Below are 17,346 nucleotides of genomic sequence, written 5' to 3' on the forward strand. Positions count from 1 at the left end.
CATGGACAGCAAGATCATGGACGTTCTTGGGGATCGCGTGCTCGAACTCGGGCCGGCTCCCGACACATCAGGCGCTTATCGCCACTTCAAGCTGACGCGCGATGCCGATGGCATCGCGTGGCTGTTGTTTGACCGCGCCGATGCGAGCGCCAATACGCTGTCAGCTGTGGTGCTGGAAGAATTCGATCAGGTGCTGAACGCGCTGGAAGCCCAGCGCCCGACCGGCATCGTGGTTCGTTCGGCCAAGACGTCCGGTTTCATCGCCGGCGCCGACGTTAATGAATTTCGTGGCGCCAGCGATCCATTGGAAGTGGAAACGCAGATCAGCCGTGCTCACGCGGTGATCGACCGCTTCGAGGCGCTGAAGATCCCGACTGTGGCCGTCATTCACGGTTTCTGCCTCGGCGGCGGCCTCGAAGTGGCGCTGGCCTGCCAGATGCGCATCGCCATCGATGGTGCGCGGTTTGGTTTCCCGGAAGTCATGCTCGGCCTGCATCCAGGTTTGGGCGGCACCGCGCGCTTCACGCATCTGGTCAATCCGATGCAGGCGATGCCGCTGATGCTGACCGGCAAGACCATCGACGCACGCAAGGCGAAGGCGATCGGCCTTGTCGATGCGGTGACTGAGGAACGCCATGTCCGTAACGCCGTGCGCGATGCGGTGTTCGGCAAGCTCAAGCGCGCCAAGCCGAGTGCGTTGATCCCGATCATGAACTTCTCGCCGATGCGCGGGATTCTCGCATCGCGCATGGTCGCGGAGGCCAGCAAGGCTGCGCCGCGCGAACATTACCCCGCGCCCTATGCGTTGATCGAGCTGTGGGAGAAGCATGGCGGTGACCGTGCGGCGATGCTCAATGCCGAGAAGGCGTCCTTCGCCCGGCTAATGGTGACGGCGACGGCGCAGAACCTGATCCGCGTTTTCTTCCTGCGCGAGCAGATGAAGAAGCTGGCCGGTGACGGCAACACCATCAAACATGTTCATGTGATCGGTGCTGGCGCCATGGGCGGCGACATCGCGGCGTGGTGCGCGCATCAGGACATCCGTGTCACGCTCGCCGACATGAAACCTGAACCTATCGCGGGCGCCATCAAGCGCGCCGCCGATCTCTACAGCAAGATCATCCGCAAGCGCACCGATCAGCGTGATACGCTGGATCGCCTGATTCCCGATATGGACGGCGAGGGCGTACGCAATGCCGACCTCATCATCGAGGCGGTGTCGGAGAAGCTCGAACTGAAGCAGAAGGTCTATGCCGGCATTGAGCCGCGCATGAAGCCGGATGCGATCCTCGCCACCAATACATCGAGCATTCCCCTGCAGGATCTGCGCAGCACACTGGCGCGGCCGGAGCGGCTGCTGGGATTGCATTTCTTCAACCCGGTCTCGCGCCTGCAGCTGGTCGAGGTCGTCAGTCATGATGGCGTGGACCAGGACATGCTGAAGAAGGCCACGGCCTTCGTCGGCGCGATCGATCGTCTGCCGCTGCCGGTGAAGAGCTCGCCGGGCTTCCTCGTCAACCGCGCGCTGACGCCTTACATGCTCGAGGCGATGATGCTGATGGAGGAGAAGGTCGACAAGGAAACCATCGACGCCGCCGCCGAGCAATTCGGCATGCCGATGGGTCCGATCGAACTGGCCGATCAGGTCGGGCTCGATATCTGCCTGGCCGTCGGCGACATGCTGCGCTCGAAATTTGGTGACCTGCTGCCGCCGACGCCGGCCTGGCTCCGCGAGAAGGTCAACAAGGGCGAGCTCGGCAAGAAGACCGGCCGTGGCTTCTATACATGGCGTGACGGCAAGGCCGAGAAGAGTTCCAGTGCGGTTGCCACCGCGCGTCCGACACAGGAGATGATCGATCGCTTGGTGCTGCCGATGTCGAATGTCTGCGTCGCCTGTCTGCGCGAAGGCATCGTCGACAACCCCGATGTTGTCGATGGCGCAATGATTTTCGGAACAGGTTACGCGCCATTCCGCGGCGGCCCGCTGAACTATGCGCGGACGCGTGGAACCGAGAATATCACCGCCACGCTGCGCACGCTGGCGGCCCGGTTCGGCGACCGCTTTGCGCCGGATGCCGGCTGGGAAACCTTTAAATGATGACTCAATTTGCGGCAGGCTTTGCTCATGACTGAATCAACGACGCAGCTAGTGACGGGGCTGGATGCGGAGCCGACCGGCGATCTCACCATCCGCACGGTGGCGATGCCAGCAGATACCAATGCCAATGGCGATATCTTTGGCGGCTGGCTGCTCAGCCAGATGGATCTCGGCGGCGGCATCTTTGCCGCCAAGGTGGCGAAGACGCGTACCGTCACCGTCGCCATCGAGGCGATGACCTTCCGCAAGGCCGTTCATGTCGGTGACGTCGTGTCCGTGCATGCGGAACTGGTGCGGATGGGCCGCACGTCACTTACCGTGCATATCGAGGCCTGGGTGCTTCGCCGCAACGAAAACGCCCCGATCTTGGTGACCGACGGCAATTTCACCTTCGTGTCCATTGACGAGGCGGGGCGCCCGCAGGTGATCAAGCGTCCGGACGCGACGATCTCGACCTGAGCAATTCTAAACACCGGCGGGAACGAAATACCTCCTCTGCAGTTAGTGGCCCGGAATATGCATCGCCTATCGCGTAGGGGGCCGCCATGTCAGACACTTACATCATCGAAGTCTCATCGCAGGCTGCCGGCATCGTGGTTCGCGATCCCGGTGGGTACAGGTTCTTCGCCGCGTCTCACCGTTTCAACCCGATGGAAGGCCAACTGTTTCGCAATGCGCGCGAAGCTGAACGCGCTGCCTTTCAATTCGCGCAGGGTATCCAAGCAGCTGTGACGCCCTAGAGGGCGATTCTCTGACGACATCGGCGGCGACGCGTATGGCACCTGCGCTGGTGATGCGTTGACCATTGCCGCCAACACCCGCACCATGGAACCGTTCGTTCCGAGGTGCCGTTGTGACTGCTGGCCTGACCCATCGCCAATCCGAAATCCTGAATCACGCGCGGGCCTTTGGCCGCGTGATGGTCGACGACTTGGTGCGGCGCTTCGAGGTGTCCGCACAGACCATCCGCAAGGATCTCAACGATCTCTGCGACCAGCGCCTGCTCACGCGTATCCACGGCGGCGCCATCGTCGCGTCCGGCGTCGAAAACCTCGCTTATGAAGCGCGGCGATTCGTGGCCGCCGAAGAGAAGAAGGCGATCGGCGTTGCTGCCGCGGCGCAGATTCCCAATGGCTCGTCGCTGTTCATCAATATCGGCACCACCACGGAAGAAGTCGCGAGCGCGCTGATCAATCACGAAAACCTGCTGGTCATCACCAACAACCTCAATGTGGCGATGATGCTCTATCGTCACCCGCATATCGAGGTGATTGTAGCCGGTGGCACCGTGCGTCGCTCCGATGGTGCGGTGATCGGCTCCACGGCGATCAAGCTGATTGGCCAATTCAAGGTCGATTACGCCATCATCGGCGCCTCGGCGATTGACGAGGAGGGTGCGCTGCTCGACTTCGACTATCGCGAGGTGCAGGCGGCGCAGGCGATCATCGCCAATGCCCGCAGTGTCATGCTGGTCTGCGATTCGACCAAGCTGCGGCGCTCGGCGGCGGTGCGCATCGCCCATATCAGCCAGATACAGACCTTCGTCACCGACGTGCCGCTGCCACCGCCCTTGCAGGAGATCTGCCGAAGCCGGGGCGTACAGGTCATCGCCGCCTTGCCGGGCTCCGCCGACGATGCGGACGACCTGGAACCCGAGCCGACCCCGCTTTAGACCCTGTTCAGACCCCGAAAACGCCAGTTGCTTTCGTTTTAGGTTGTGGTTTAATCGAAAGCGAAAGCCAAATCGCTGAAAGCGAAGATGGCGCGTCCGAAGGAAGGCGCCAGACAATTGGCGCAGGAGGGGACACGGGGTGGGTCAGATCTACGACCTCGCAATCATTGGTGGCGGTGTGAATGGCTGCGGCATCGCCCGCGACGCCGTCGGCCGCGGCAATTCCGTGTTCCTTTGCGAGATGAACGATCTGGCCAGCGGCACCTCGTCGTGGTCGACCAAGCTCATCCATGGCGGGTTGCGCTACCTCGAATATTACGACTTCAAATTGGTGCGCCACGCGCTGCTGGAGCGCGAAGTTCTCTGGCAGATCGCGCCGCATATCATCCGCCCCTTGCGTTTCGTGCTGCCGCATCACGCCGGTCTGCGGCCCGCCTGGCTGCTGCGCTTGGGGTTGTTTCTCTACGACCATATCGGCGGCCGTAAGCTTCTGCCCCCGACGCGCACGCTTGACCTCACCCGCGACGAGACCGGCAAGCCGCTGGCGCCCGGCCGGTTCAAGCGTGGCTTTGAATATTCCGACTGCTCGGTAGATGATGCGCGTCTTGTCGTGCTCACCGCGCGTGATGCCGCGGACCGGGGCGCTGACATCCGCACGCGCACGCGCGCAACCGAGATCAGGCAGGCCGACGGGATGTGGCAGGTCACGGTGCAGGATACGGCGACGGGCGACCGCTCGACCATCAGTGCGCGCACGCTGGTCAATGCCGGCGGTCCGTGGGTCGAGAATGTTCTGGCGGTCGGTGCCGGCGTCAATGCGAAGGCGAAAGTCCGCCTCGTGCAGGGCTCGCATATCGTGGTGCCGAAACTTTACAGCCACGACCGTGCCTACATCTTCCAGAATGCCGATGGTCGTATCGTGTTTGCGATTCCCTATCAGAACGATTTCACCCTGATCGGTACCACCGATATCGATTATGACGGCGATCCCGCCGATGTGAAAATCTCTGCCGACGAGATCAACTATCTCTGCAAGTCGGTCAGCGAATATCTCGCCAGGCCCGTGCTGGCCGAAGACGTGGTGTGGACCTATTCCGGCGTGCGTCCGCTCTATGACGACGGCGCCAATGAGGCCAAGGCGGCGACGCGCGACTATGTGTTCGAGCTCGATCTGCCCGGCGGCCTGCCGCTGCTGTCGATCTATGGCGGCAAGATCACGACCTATCGCCGCCTTGCCGAAGAAGCCTTGCAGAAGCTTGCGCCGTATCTGAAGGGCACCAAGGCCAGGGAAGGCTGGACGGCCCATGCCACGCTGCCTGGCGGTGATTTCGATGTCTCCGCGGTCGATGCGCTGATCGCCGAATTGTTGCGCGACTATCCGTTCCTGACGCCGGCCCATGCCAACCGGCTGGCACATGCCTATGGCACGCGCGCCGCAAAGATGCTGGGCACCGCGAAATCGCCGGCCGATCTCGGTCAGGCCTTTGGCGCAACGCTGACCGAGCGCGAAGTGCGCTATCTCGTGGCCAATGAATGGGCCGTCAGTGCCGAGGATATCGTGTGGCGCCGTTCCAAACTCGGTCTGCGCCTGTCGAAGGAAGAGATAGCGGCTCTCGATCAATGGCTGCAGGCTAATCGCGCCCAGCCCGCCAATCCAATGCGTGAAGCGGGAGTGCGGTCATGAGCGTCGCACTCGATCACGTCTCGCAGATGGTCGATGGCGTCACGACGATCCGTGACGTGTCGCTGACGCTGGAAAGGGGCACACTGAACGTGCTGCTCGGGCCGACATTGGCCGGCAAGACCTCGATCATGCGGTTGCTGGCCGGGCTCGATAAGCCGACCCAAGGTCGTGTGCTGGTCGATGGTAAGGACGTCACCGGCGTTGATATCCGCAAACGCTCGGTGGCGATGGTCTATCAGCAGTTTATCAATTACCCTTCGCTGACGGTCTATGAGAATATCGCCTCGCCGCTGCGCGTGCAGGGCAAGCCGAAAGCCGAGATTGAAACCCGCGTGCACGAAGCCGCGGCCTTGCTCAAGCTTGAGCCCTATCTGAAGCGCACGCCGCTGCAGCTCTCCGGTGGCCAGCAGCAGCGCACCGCCATTGCCCGCGCGCTGGTCAAGGGCGCCGATCTCGTGCTGCTCGACGAGCCGCTCGCCAATCTCGACTACAAGCTGCGCGAGGAATTGCGCACCGAACTGCCGAAGATATTCGAGGCCTCCGGTGCGATCTTCGTCTATGCGACGACGGAGCCTTCCGAAGCGCTTTTGTTGGGCGGCAGCACCGTGTGTCTGTGGGAAGGCCAGGTTTTGCAGGTCGGCCAGACCTCCAGGGTCTATCGCCATCCCGAGACTCTCAAGGCCGCCGAAGTGTTCTCGGATCCGCCACTCAATCTGGTGGTGATCGAGAAGAAGAACGGCAATGTGCACTATGCCGGTGGCGCGACAGCGCCCGCCAGCGGGCTCTACGCAAACCTCGCCGACGGCAGCTATCGCGTTGGCTTCCGCGCGCATCAGCTCGAAGTCGCCAGTGGTCTCGCCGGACGGCATGCGTTTCCGGCCGAAGTGACCGTGACCGAAATCACCGGGTCGGAAAGCTTCGTCCATCTGAAGCGCGACGCGTCGAATTGGGTTGCGGTGCTGCAGGGCGTGCATGAATTCCTGCCCGGCCACATGCTCGACGCCGTGCTCGATCCCGCCAATCTGTTCGTCTTCGATGGCAGCGACCGTCTGGTTGCCGCTCCCAACACTGTGCAGGGAGCGTAACATGGCCCGCATCGATCTCGTCGATCTCGCGCAGTCCTACAGCGGCCCCGATGCCGATCTGGAGAGCTTTGCCCTCAAGCCGATCTCCATGACCTGGCGGCAGGGCGGCGCCTATGCGCTGCTCGGCCCATCCGGTTGCGGCAAGACCACGCTGCTCAATTTGATCTCCGGCATCGTGACGCCGACGCGCGGCCAGATCCTGTTCGACGGCAAGGACATCACGCCGCTGTCGACCCAGAAGCGGAACATCGCGCAGGTGTTCCAGTTCCCGGTCATCTACGACACCATGACGGTCGGTGAGAATCTCGCTTTTCCGCTGAAGAATCGCGGCGTGCCGAAAGCCCAGATCGATGCACGTGTCGCCGAGATCGGCGAACTCCTCGATCTCACGCCCTATCTGGGCCGCAAGGCAACGCGGCTAACGCCCGATGCCAAGCAGAAGATCTCGCTCGGCCGTGGCCTGGTGCGTTCCGACGTTGCTGCGGTGCTGTTCGACGAACCACTGACGGTGATCGATCCCGCACTGAAATGGGAACTACGCTCGAAGCTCAAGGCACTGCACCGCGCGCTGGACCTCACGATGATCTACGTGACCCACGACCAGACCGAGGCGTTGACCTTTGCCGATACGGTGGTGGTGATGCATGACGGGCGTGTCGTACAGTCCGGCACGCCGCAGGAGCTGTTCGACAAGCCCGCACATACATTCGTCGGCTATTTCATCGGCTCGCCCGGCATGAATATCGTGCCGGCCGAAGTCAGCGGCCGCGAGGCGCGTATCGGCGGGCACGTGATCGCGCTGCAGCGCAGTTACGACAAGTTGCCAGCGGGCGCGACAATCGAAATCGGCGTTCGCCCCGAATTTGTCCATGTTGCGACGCCCGCACCGGGCTTGCTGTTGGCGCAGGTCGAGCGGGTCGACGATCTCGGCCGTATCAGTTTCGCGCGCGTCCGCATCGGCGGCGTCAAGTTCGCCGCGCGCGTACCTCAGGGATTTTCTGTTGCGGGGAGCGATGTCGGGCTGGTGTTCGATCCCGGCCGGGTGCACGTTTATGCTGACAGCCGCCTTGTCGAAGGGGTTGCATGATGGACAAAACCGTCAATCAAAAAGCCTGGTTCCTCGTCCTGCCGGTGTTTCTCATCGTGGCGTTCTCCGCGGTGTTGCCGCTGATGACGGTCGTGAACTATTCGGTGCAGGACACCTTCGGCAACAACCAGTTCTTCTGGAACGGCGTTGGCTGGTTCAAGGAGTTGCTCGATCCGTCCAGCGATCTCGGCGGGCGTTTCTTCGCGTCGCTGCTGCGAAACCTGGCTTTCTCCGCGATCATCCTCGCCATCGAAGTGCCGCTCGGCATTCTTGTCGCGCTGTCGATGCCGCGTGACGGCTGGCGCGTCGCAGCCTGCCTCGTGATCCTCGCGCTGCCGCTGCTGATTCCATGGAACGTGGTCGGCACCATCTGGCAGATCTTCGGGCGTCCCGATATCGGCCTGCTCGGCTACACGCTCAATCACATGGGCATCGACTATAACTATGTGTCGAACGAGTTCGATGCCTGGGCGACCGTCATCGTGATGGATGTCTGGCACTGGACCAGCCTCGTTGCGCTGCTGTGCTACGCAGGCCTGAAGTCGATCCCCGACGCTTATTATCAGGCGGCACAGATCGACGGCGCGTCGCGCTGGGCGGTGTTTCGCGCGATCCAGTTGCCGAAGCTCAACCGTGTGTTGCTGATCGGCGTGCTGTTGCGTTTCATGGATAGTTTCATGATCTATACCGAGCCCTTCGTGGTCACCGGCGGCGGCCCCGGAAATTCGACCACCTTCGTCTCCATTGAGCTTGTCAAGATCGCGCTCGGCCAGTTCGATCTCGGCAAGGCTGCGGCGCTGTCGCTGGTCTACAACATCATCGTGCTGATCGTGTGCTGGATATTCTACACCGTGATGACCAATGCCGGCGTCGATCACACCAAGCGCGAGGGAGCGGTCTGATGCATACGATCCCTGGGCGTCGCATTATCCTGTTACTGTTTTTGGTGTTCTTGCTGCTGCCGATCTACTGGCTCGTTAATATGAGCTTCAAGACCAATGGCGAGATCGTCTCGACCATGACGCTGTGGCCGCACCAGCCGACGCTGGAGAACTATACCCGCATCTTCACCGACGAGAGCTGGTATTCCGGTTACATCAATTCGCTGAAATACGTCATCATCAACACCATCCTGTCGATCTCTTTCGCGCTGCCGGCAGCTTACGCGTTCTCGCGCTATCGTTTCCTCGGCGACAAGCACCTGTTCTTCTGGCTGCTGTCGAACCGGATGGCGCCGCCCGCCGTATTCGCGCTGCCATTCTTCAATCTCTATTCGGCCATCGGCCTGTTCGACACGCCATGGGCCGTGGCGCTGGCGCATTGCCTGTTCAACGTCCCGCTGGCGGTGTGGATCCTCGAAGGCTTCGTGTCCGGCGTGCCGCGCGAGATCGACGAGACGGCGTTTCTCGACGGCTACTCGTTCCCGAAATTCTTCGTGAAGATTCTCGTGCCGCTGATCGCGTCGGGCATCGGCGTCGCTGCCTTCTTCTGCTTTATGTTCTCCTGGGTCGAACTGCTGCTGGCGCGCACGCTGACCTCGGTGAATGCCAAGCCGATTTCCGCGGTCATGACGCGTACCGTGTCGGCCTCTGGTATGGATTGGGGCCTGCTCGCCGCCGCCGGCGTGCTGACCATCATCCCCGGTGCCCTCGTCATCTGGTTCGTCCGCAATTACATCGCGCGCGGTTTCGCGCTTGGCCGGGTCTAGGAGGTCGTCATGGAAAACATCGCATGGATGGCCTGGACGCCGCCGACGGCGATCTTCTTCGGCCTGCTGGCACTCACGCTGGGCACCATGACTTGGCTCGCAGTCGCCTATCCCGAAGCCGAACGCATCGGCATCCTGCGCATTCCTACCACGCGCGGCGACCGGCTGTTCCTGTCGCTGATCGCGGCGGCCGTCATCCACCTGTTGTGGATCGGCTTCGTCGGTTCCGACCCGATCGCGACGCTGCCGATCGGCGAGGAGGGAGTTGAAATCTCGAATCTGTGGTTCGCGACATTGATTTCGCTGGTCTCGGCGGTGGCAATTTTTCGCACCGTCTGACCGGCATGGACTGCAGTCCCGGGATGAACCCGGGCCTGAAACAGAAGTGAGGGAGGAAGCTATGAGGCACCTGACGACACAGGCACGTCGCCCGACGCGCCATATCACGATGACCAGCGCTGCTGCGTTGATCACGGCGACTGCGTTGCTCGCCGCACCGGCCAAGGCCGACGACGCCACCATTCAGAAGTGGATCGACAGCGAATTCCAGCCATCGACGCTGTCGAAGGCAGAGCAGCTGAAAGAACTGCAGTGGTACGAGAAGGCCGCGCAGCCGTTCAAAGGCATGGAGATCAATATCGTCTCCGAAACCATCACCACGCACGAATATGAATCGCGCACGCTGGCCAAGGCATTCTCCGAGATCACGGGCATCAAGCTGAAGCACGACCTGATCCAGGAAGGCGACGTGGTCGAGAAGCTGCAGACCCAGATGCAGTCCGGCAAGAACGTCTATGACGGCTGGATCAACGACTCCGACCTGATCGGCACGCATTTCCGCTACGGCCAGACCATTGCGCTGTCGGACTACATGACCGCAGAAGGCAAGGACGTCACCAGCCCGACGCTCGACGTCAAGGACTTCATTGGAACGTCCTTCACCACCGCGCCGGACAAGAAGATGTATCAACTGCCCGACCAGCAGTTCGCCAACCTCTACTGGTTCCGGTACGACTGGTTCACCAATCCCGACTACAAGGCCAAGTTCAAGGCCAAGTATGGCTACGATCTCGGCGTGCCCGTGAACTGGTCGGCCTATGAAGACATCGCCGAGTTCTTCACCAACGACATCAAGGAGATCAACGGCGTCAAGGTCTATGGCCACATGGACTACGGCAAGAAGGATCCGTCGCTCGGCTGGCGTTTCACCGACGCGTGGCTGTCGATGGCCGGCAACGGCGACAGGGGTCTTCCGAACGGTCTGCCCGTCGATGAGTGGGGTATTCGCATGGAAGGCTGTCGTCCGGTCGGCTCCTCCGTCGAGCGCGGCGGCGATACCAACGGTCCGGCCGCCGTGTATTCGATCGCGAAATATCTCGACTGGATGAAGAAGTATGCCCCGCCGCAGGCGCAAGGCATGACCTTCTCGGAGTCGGGGCCGGTGCCGGCGCAGGGCAATATCGCCCAGCAGATGTTCTGGTACACCGCCTTCACCGCCGACATGGTGAAGCCGGGTCTTGCGGTCATGAATGCCGACGGTACGCCGAAGTGGCGCATGGCCCCGTCGCCGCATGGCTCCTACTGGAAGGAAGGCATGAAGCTCGGCTATCAGGACGTCGGTTCGGGCACGCTGCTCAAGTCGACGCCTGCCGATCGCCGCAAGGCAGCCTGGCTCTATCTGCAGTTCATCACCTCGAAGACGGTGTCGCTGAAGAAGAGCCATGTCGGTCTCACCTTCATCCGTGAGAGCGATATCTGGGACAAGTCGTTCACCGAACGTGCGCCGAAGCTCGGCGGTCTGGTCGAGTTCTATCGCTCGCCGGCCCGCGTGCAGTGGTCGCCGACCGGCAACAACATCCCGGACTATCCGAAGCTGGCGCAGTTGTGGTGGCAGAACATCGGCGATGCGTCGTCCGGTGCGAAGACCCCGCAGCAGGCGATGGACTCACTGGCCGCAGCTCAGGATTCGGTGCTCGAACGTCTTGAACGATCCAAGGTTCAGGGCGAATGCGGACCGAAGCTGAACAAGAAGGAAACGGCCGAGTTCTGGTATGCGAAGTCCGCCAAGGACGGCAACATCGCGCCCCAGCGCAAGCTGGCCAACGAGAAGCCGAAGGGCGAGACGGTGGACTACGACACGCTGATCAAGTCGTGGCCCGCGACCCCGCCGCAGAAGCGCGCGTCGGCGAATTAAGGCTGACTCAATAAACACAAAGGCCGGGAGTGATCCCGGCCTTTTCTTTCTGCCAGCACTCCTGCTGTCGTCATTACAGGGACCGTAATGACGATCCTCATCTCAAACCTCGGTCGCCAGTGCCTTGCGGGCGATGCTGGCTGCGAACAGCGGTGTCTCGCGATTGTTGTGATCGCCGCCAGCGGCCTGCCGCGCTGCCGCTGCCTGCTCGTATGTCTGGCCGCGCTCGGCGATAAACGCCATGAATGCGTCTGTCGGATGACAGGTGACGCGGTTGGTGTAACGCGTGCGGCTGGCATCCAGTGGCTCCGCGATCAGCTCCCAGATGACGTTGACCTGTGTGTGCCCGCTCGCGGTGAACACGTCCGAGATCGAATTCATCCGGCAATAGGTAGGCGTCGCCTCTTCAGCCACATAATGCTGTATCACCAGTCCGGCTCCGATCTGCTCGACATTGATGGACATCCGGCGTCCATCGTCGGTACTGGTCGTTCCGGCGGAGATGTGGTCGGGCGGGCAGCAGCGCTGATATTCGGCCTCCGGCAGGTTGAACAGCCAGTCGGCGATATCGATTTTTTCGATGGGAACGTCGATCTCGCTCGAATAGGCCGATTGAGAGAGTATCTGATCAAGGAGGATCTTCATGCTATGTCCTTTGCAGTGACGAGGGCGCCTCAGCTATCGAGTGCATCCATCCGACGTTCGCTAACGGGAACGACACCACTGTTCTGGCAGCACCGCCCACATTCCTCCATCACGCGGTAGCTTGCTGTTCGCATGCTTGCGTTTGCGCCATAGCAACGAACGTATATGCGCCCCGCATGCCGGAGGCGCAGGAACTTACAAGACGCTATTGCGCTGCCGCTTCCGACTTTAGGGGATCAAGAGTATTTTGCCGAAGTGCGCAGCGCGTTCTAGATAGCGATGCGCCTCTTCGGCCTCGCGCAAGGCGAATGTCCGGTCGATGATCGGCTTCAATTCACCTTCCACGAGCGCTGGCATCCATCGCTCCGCGAAACGCCCAACCATATTCCGCTTCTCATGCAGAGAGACGGATTTCATTACCGTCCCTTCAATCCGTAGTCGCCTGAAGAGCACGAGATCGAGGGGGAGCGTTGCTTGCGATCCACCGGAGACGCCAATCTGGATCAGGCGTCCGCCCGGCCGCAGTGAACGAATGTTGCGCTCGAGATAAGGGCCTCCGACGAAGTCGACAATCACATCGACGCCGGGATCGGGGGACAGCTGCGCGATAACGTCTTCGAACTGTTCACCGCGGTAGTTGATCGCCAGATCGACGCCAAGAGCCAGCAACCTCGTACGTTTCTCGTCGCTGCTTGTAGTGATGACGGAGCCCGCTCCGGATAGAACCGCCAGTTGCACGGCTGCAGAGCCGACGCCCCCGCCTGCACCATGGATCAGAGCCCGCTCGCCTTTTTGCAGGCGCCCGAGATGAAAGAGTGCCTGATGGGCTGTAACAAAGGCTTCGGGAATGGCTCCCGCTTCGATATCCGTCATCCAGGTCGGGACGGGTATCGCCAGCCCGGCATCCATCCGTGCAAACTCTGCATAGCCGCCACCGCCCGTGATCCCCATGACCCGGTCACCCGGCTTGAATTGCGTCACGGCTTCGCCGGTATCGATAACCGTTCCGGCAATCTCCAGGCCCGTCAGGTCGGAATCGCCGAAGTTAGGCTCCTTGCCATACTTCCCTTTTCGATAATTGATATCAGCCTGGTTTATCCCGGCAGCCGCGACGCGCACGATCAGGTCGTTTGGCCTTGCGGAGGGCGAGGGGAGCCCGACATATCGCAAGACCTCCGGGCCGCCGAAGTGATCGAAGGCAATAGCCTTCATGGAAGCGGGATATGTGGGCTGCGTCATGTCGAACCTGTTGAGGCGTCGCCGCGTCGTTGCGGCACGAGATGGAGAATTTACGAAGCGCGTTGCAAGCGCACAAATAACAGAAAAGGCCGGGACGATCCCGGCCTTTTCACTTTATCGATAGCGGATCTTACTTCGCCGCAGCCAGCGTTGGGTAGTCCGTGTAGCCCTTGGCGCCGCCGCCATAGAACGTCGCCTTGTCGGCATCGTTGAGTGGCGCGCCGCTCTTCAGGCGCTCGACCAGATCCGGGTTCGAGATGAACGGCTTGCCGAAGGCGATCAGGTCGGCGGCATCGGCCGCGAGCACCTTGTTGGCGAGCGCGAGATCGAAGCCGTTATTGGCGATATACGTTCCACTGAAACGCTTGCGCAGGCTGACATAGTCGAACGGTGCCACGTCGCGCGGACCGCCGGTCGCGCCTTCGACGACATGTAGATAGACCAGCTTCTCGGCGCTGAGCCCGTCGGTGATGTAGTCGAACAGCTTTTGGGCCTGCGTGTCGGCGGCGGCATCGTTGGCCGGCGTCACCGGCGAGATGCGGATACCGGTTCTGTCGCCGCCGATTTCCTTGGCAACTGCCGCGGCCACTTCCAGCATTAGTTTGGCGCGGTTCTCGAGCGAACCGCCATAGGCGTCGGTGCGCTTGTTGGTGCTGTCACGCGCAAATTGCTCAAGCAGATAACCGTTGGCGCCATGAATCTCCACGCCGTCGAAACCGGCTTCGACCGCATTGGCAGCGCCGCGTGCGAAACTGTCGATGACGCCTTGAATTTCACCCAGCTCCAGCGCGCGGGGTTCCGAGACGTCGGTGAAGGTGTTGTTGACGAAGGTCTTGGTGTTGGCGCGGATCGCCGAAGGGGCCACCGGCGCGCCGCCATTCGGCTGCAGGCTGACATGCGAGATGCGGCCAACGTGCCAGATCTGCATATAGATATGACCGCCCTTGGCATGCACGGCCTCCGTCACCTTCTTCCAGCCGGCGATCTGCTCCTTGGTGTAGATGCCCGGGACGTCCTGGTAGCCCTGGCCCTGCTGCGAGACGGGTGTGCCTTCGGTCACCAGAAGGCCGGCGCTGGCACGCTGGCTATAATATTCGACCGCCAGCGGGTTCGGCACGTTGCCCGGCAATGCGCGATTGCGCGTCAGCGGTGCCATCACCGTGCGATTGGTCAGCGTGTTCGCACCAAGCTTGTAGGGGTCGAAGAGTTTGGACGTGCTCATGATGAATGATCCAGTCGATGAAAGGTGAAATCGAATTGGGCATCATGCAGCGCATTGGCAATACCGCTGCGCTGCATGTCGTTGGTTCAGGATAAAACGATCGTGGCGATGACGGATTGAATGATCATGATCTCTCTATCGGTCGGCCAGCAGCCGAATATCCTGCGGTGATGGCGCGGCTTACTGCGCGCCGAGGAAGTCGCGCTTGCCGATCTCGATGCCGCTATGCCGGAGAATGCCGTGGGCGATAGCGACGTGGAAGTAGAAGTTCGGCAGCGAGAAGCTGCTCAGATACTGCTGGCCCGTCATGGTCGTGGTCTTGCCGCCGCCGATCGGAAACGTGACCTCGCGTACGTCGGCGCCTTCGAATTGAGCCGGCGTGAAGCCCTTCACATAATCCATCGCCTTGGCCAGACGCTGCTTCAATTCGCCAAAGGTTTTCTCGGTGTCCGGCACCGACTGAGGTTCGTTCTGGGTGAGCCGGGCGCAACCACGCATGGCCTGGTCGCAGGCGACCTGAACCTGGCGAGAGAGCGGCAGCATGTCGGGATAAAGCCGGGCGCCGAGCAAGGCTTCCGGCTCGATCTTTTTCGCGGTGACGTGGGCCTCAGCCTTGTCGAGAATGGCGGAGAGGCTGCCGAGCATCTGCAGATAAGCAGGCACGGCGGAATCGTAAAATGACATGTGATGCTCTTTTTCGGTCGATTGCGGCTGCGCAGCGGTGACGACCCGAAAGGGTCAAGAAAGATGCTGCTGCATGGACTTGGGGCGCGGCCAGCCGAATTCAACCGCCCCAGCCTTACAAAAGAGAAGAAATTTCGAGCGTGATCCCGAGATGTGGATACCGTTTCTCGGATCAGATAAATCAGGCTCTAGCGCCCGGATTTCAGCGCCGCCAACAATTCAGCCGTCGGCCAGGAGTCCGCGGGCAGGCCGAATTTGACCTGCATGGCTTTGACGGCCGTGCGGCTCTGCTGGCCGAGGATGCCGTCGATCTTGCCGACATTGAAGCCGCGCTTCGCCAGCAGTTGCTGCAGCTCGCGGAGTTCAGGATGTGACAGTTGCGCGACAGGGGCGGACGGCTGCCGCATCTTGGACGCGCCATTGATGCGGGTGGCGAGATAGGCGGCGGTGGTCGAATAGATCAGCGAATTATTCCATTCGGTATAGGCGGCGAAATTCGCGTAGGCGAGGAAAGCGGGACCGTGGCGGCCCATCGGCAGCAGCAGCGAGGCCGGCATGCTGTCATTCGGCAGCGGCCGTCCATCGGGATAACTCACGCCGAACGATGCCCATTTGGCGCGCGGCAGTTGAATGGTGAGATCGGCCTGATCCCAAGGTACGTTCTCGGTGACCCGCACCTCCTGCAGCCACGGTTCGCCACGCCGCCATTTAAGGCCCGTGGAAATGTAATGCGCCGTCGAGCCGATCACGTCGGCGGGGCTGCGCAGCAAATTACGATGGCCATCGCCGTCGTAGTCGACGGCATAGTTGAAGTAGTGCGTCGGCAGGAACTGCGTCTGGCCGAGTTCGCCGGCCCATGAGCCGATCATCTCGGCCGGCGACAGGTCGCCGCGATCGATGATCTTCAGTGCGGCGATGGTCTCGTCCTGAAACATCTTCGAGCGCCGGCAGTCATAGGCCAGCGACACCAGCGAGCGCAGCGTCTGCAGATTGCCCATCTGCACGCCGAAGTCGCTCTCCAGCGCCCAGAATGCGGCGATGACCGCTGGCGGCACGCCATACTCTTTCTCTGCACGTGCAAAGGCTGCGGCGTTCGCCTTGATCTTGAGCTGCCCGTTCTGCATCCGGTAATCAGCCGCCATGCGACCGGCGAATTGCGTGAACAACTGCCCGAATACTCGCTGCCCGCGGTCGCGATTGACGATGCCCTGGTCGTAGACGAGATAGGGCGCCGCTTCCGCCATCGCGCGCTGCGATACCCCGCTAGCGACAGCCTGCTGTTTCAGCCCGGCAAGGAATTGGTCGAAGCTCTGGCCGCCATGACAGGATGCGGCGCGCTGGGCGGAGGCGGGGGAGGTGAAGGAGATAAGGGCAGATGCTGCAATGAGAATTGTGGATCGCACAGACATTCGCAGCATGAACCAGACCTCTCCGCTGTCATACCCGGACTTGATCCAGGCATCCATCTTTCTCCCACACTAACATTCAAGATGGATGGCCGGGTCAAGCCCGGCCATGACATGTCATACAAGCATCAGCGCTGGAGGACCCATCGTGTTACGGCCTGATGAAAATTCAACGGTCCGGGCACCGTCATGTGGGTCTTCACATACTTGAAGCCGGCTTTTTGCAAGGTTCGATTCGGCCCGATGTTGAAGGCATTCGGCTCGCAGAACAGCGATTTCAGCTTCAGCATATCGAAATAAAGTGCGGCGCTCTGGCGGACGCATTGAGTGCCGATACCGCTCTGCCGTTTATCCGGGTGCAGCACGTGAAGATGCATGGTGGCGCTTTCGCCATAGACGATCTTGTCACAACTGGAAAATCCGATGGGCTGATCATCCATGAGCCACAGCGCAACAACGGCGGCGCGGCGTTCCGGCGGGAGGGCATATTGTTGGCCGATACGCTCCTGCCAGATCAGCGCCGGCGGCATCCTCGTTGGATCGACGCCCATCGCTTCCAGGAATTCCGGCGTGGCATTGTGGAAATAGGTGCTGACGACGTGAACTTCGGACGGCAGCATTT

At 61.3% G+C, this 17,346-nt stretch carries 17 protein-coding genes; 11 read left to right on the forward strand and 6 right to left on the reverse strand.

The window, feature by feature from the left end:
* Window position 1 precedes the first annotated feature (1 nt).
* From AB8B20_RS24600 to AB8B20_RS24650, 11 genes are all read left to right on the forward strand, one after another.
* Window positions 2-2,098 carry a 3-hydroxyacyl-CoA dehydrogenase NAD-binding domain-containing protein gene (locus tag AB8B20_RS24600; RefSeq protein ID WP_439073285.1) on the forward strand — a complete coding sequence of 699 codons (2,097 nt, stop codon included), beginning with the start codon at window positions 2-4 and terminating at the stop codon, window positions 2,096-2,098.
* A gap of 27 nt (window positions 2,099-2,125) precedes the next feature.
* Window positions 2,126-2,557 carry an acyl-CoA thioesterase gene (locus tag AB8B20_RS24605; protein WP_439073284.1) on the forward strand — a complete coding sequence of 144 codons (432 nt, stop codon included), beginning with the start codon at window positions 2,126-2,128 and terminating at the stop codon, window positions 2,555-2,557.
* An 86-nt stretch (window positions 2,558-2,643) separates the two neighbouring features.
* Window positions 2,644-2,838, forward strand: coding sequence for a hypothetical protein (locus tag AB8B20_RS24610; RefSeq protein ID WP_093759633.1), 195 nt, complete (start codon window positions 2,644-2,646; stop codon window positions 2,836-2,838).
* Between the two features lie 113 nt (window positions 2,839-2,951).
* The gene (locus AB8B20_RS24615; protein ID WP_439073283.1) at window positions 2,952-3,770 is read left to right on the forward strand and encodes a DeoR/GlpR family DNA-binding transcription regulator; all 819 of its coding nucleotides are present in this window, start codon (window positions 2,952-2,954) and stop codon (window positions 3,768-3,770) included.
* A gap of 139 nt (window positions 3,771-3,909) precedes the next feature.
* Window positions 3,910-5,454: a glycerol-3-phosphate dehydrogenase gene (gene glpD / locus AB8B20_RS24620; protein ID WP_439073282.1), complete on the forward strand. Its 1,545-nt coding sequence runs from the start codon at window positions 3,910-3,912 to the stop codon at window positions 5,452-5,454.
* Complete coding sequence (locus AB8B20_RS24625; protein WP_439073281.1) at window positions 5,451-6,539, forward strand: ABC transporter ATP-binding protein; 1,089 nt, start codon at window positions 5,451-5,453, stop codon at window positions 6,537-6,539. Before glpD ends, AB8B20_RS24625 begins: the two co-directional genes overlap by 4 nt.
* Window position 6,540: 1 nt before the next feature.
* Window positions 6,541-7,626 carry an ABC transporter ATP-binding protein gene (locus AB8B20_RS24630; RefSeq protein WP_439073280.1) on the forward strand — a complete coding sequence of 362 codons (1,086 nt, stop codon included), beginning with the start codon at window positions 6,541-6,543 and terminating at the stop codon, window positions 7,624-7,626.
* Window positions 7,626-8,528 (forward strand): carbohydrate ABC transporter permease, encoded by a 903-nt coding sequence (locus tag AB8B20_RS24635; protein WP_439074043.1) that lies wholly within the window; start codon window positions 7,626-7,628, stop codon window positions 8,526-8,528. The genes AB8B20_RS24630 and AB8B20_RS24635 overlap by 1 nt, the downstream gene beginning before the upstream one ends.
* Complete coding sequence (locus AB8B20_RS24640) at window positions 8,528-9,334, forward strand: carbohydrate ABC transporter permease (protein ID WP_120288339.1); 807 nt, start codon at window positions 8,528-8,530, stop codon at window positions 9,332-9,334. Before AB8B20_RS24635 ends, AB8B20_RS24640 begins: the two co-directional genes overlap by 1 nt.
* Before the next feature lie 9 nt (window positions 9,335-9,343).
* Window positions 9,344-9,673, forward strand: coding sequence for a DUF2160 domain-containing protein (locus AB8B20_RS24645; RefSeq protein ID WP_093759628.1), 330 nt, complete (start codon window positions 9,344-9,346; stop codon window positions 9,671-9,673).
* 61 nt (window positions 9,674-9,734) lie between these two features.
* Window positions 9,735-11,528 carry an ABC transporter substrate-binding protein gene (locus AB8B20_RS24650; RefSeq protein WP_439073279.1) on the forward strand — a complete coding sequence of 598 codons (1,794 nt, stop codon included), beginning with the start codon at window positions 9,735-9,737 and terminating at the stop codon, window positions 11,526-11,528.
* A gap of 102 nt (window positions 11,529-11,630) precedes the next feature.
* Here the strand turns inward: AB8B20_RS24650 and AB8B20_RS24655 are convergent, their stop codons facing one another.
* From AB8B20_RS24655 to AB8B20_RS24680, 6 genes are all read right to left on the reverse strand, one after another.
* Window positions 11,631-12,173 carry a hypothetical protein gene (locus AB8B20_RS24655; protein ID WP_439073278.1) on the reverse strand — a complete coding sequence of 181 codons (543 nt, stop codon included), beginning with the start codon at window positions 12,171-12,173 and terminating at the stop codon, window positions 11,631-11,633.
* A gap of 228 nt (window positions 12,174-12,401) precedes the next feature.
* Window positions 12,402-13,412, reverse strand: a complete 1,011-nt coding sequence (locus AB8B20_RS24660) for an NAD(P)H-quinone oxidoreductase (protein WP_439073277.1) — start codon at window positions 13,410-13,412, stop codon at window positions 12,402-12,404.
* A 130-nt stretch (window positions 13,413-13,542) separates the two neighbouring features.
* Window positions 13,543-14,634, reverse strand: a complete 1,092-nt coding sequence (locus AB8B20_RS24665; protein WP_439073276.1) for an alkene reductase — start codon at window positions 14,632-14,634, stop codon at window positions 13,543-13,545.
* A 180-nt stretch (window positions 14,635-14,814) separates the two neighbouring features.
* Window positions 14,815-15,318: a DUF1993 domain-containing protein gene (locus tag AB8B20_RS24670; RefSeq protein WP_093759626.1), complete on the reverse strand. Its 504-nt coding sequence runs from the start codon at window positions 15,316-15,318 to the stop codon at window positions 14,815-14,817.
* 188 nt (window positions 15,319-15,506) lie between these two features.
* Window positions 15,507-16,736, reverse strand: a complete 1,230-nt coding sequence (locus AB8B20_RS24675; RefSeq protein WP_441253335.1) for a lytic murein transglycosylase — start codon at window positions 16,734-16,736, stop codon at window positions 15,507-15,509.
* A 116-nt stretch (window positions 16,737-16,852) separates the two neighbouring features.
* Entirely contained in the window at window positions 16,853-17,344 is a 492-nt protein-coding gene (locus AB8B20_RS24680) for a GNAT family N-acetyltransferase (protein ID WP_441253336.1), read from the reverse strand.
* Between the last annotated feature and the right edge of the window lie 2 nt (window positions 17,345-17,346).

This window comes from Tardiphaga sp. 866_E4_N1_4, from assembly GCF_052076075.1.
GTDB lineage: Bacteria > Pseudomonadota > Alphaproteobacteria > Rhizobiales > Xanthobacteraceae > Tardiphaga > Tardiphaga robiniae.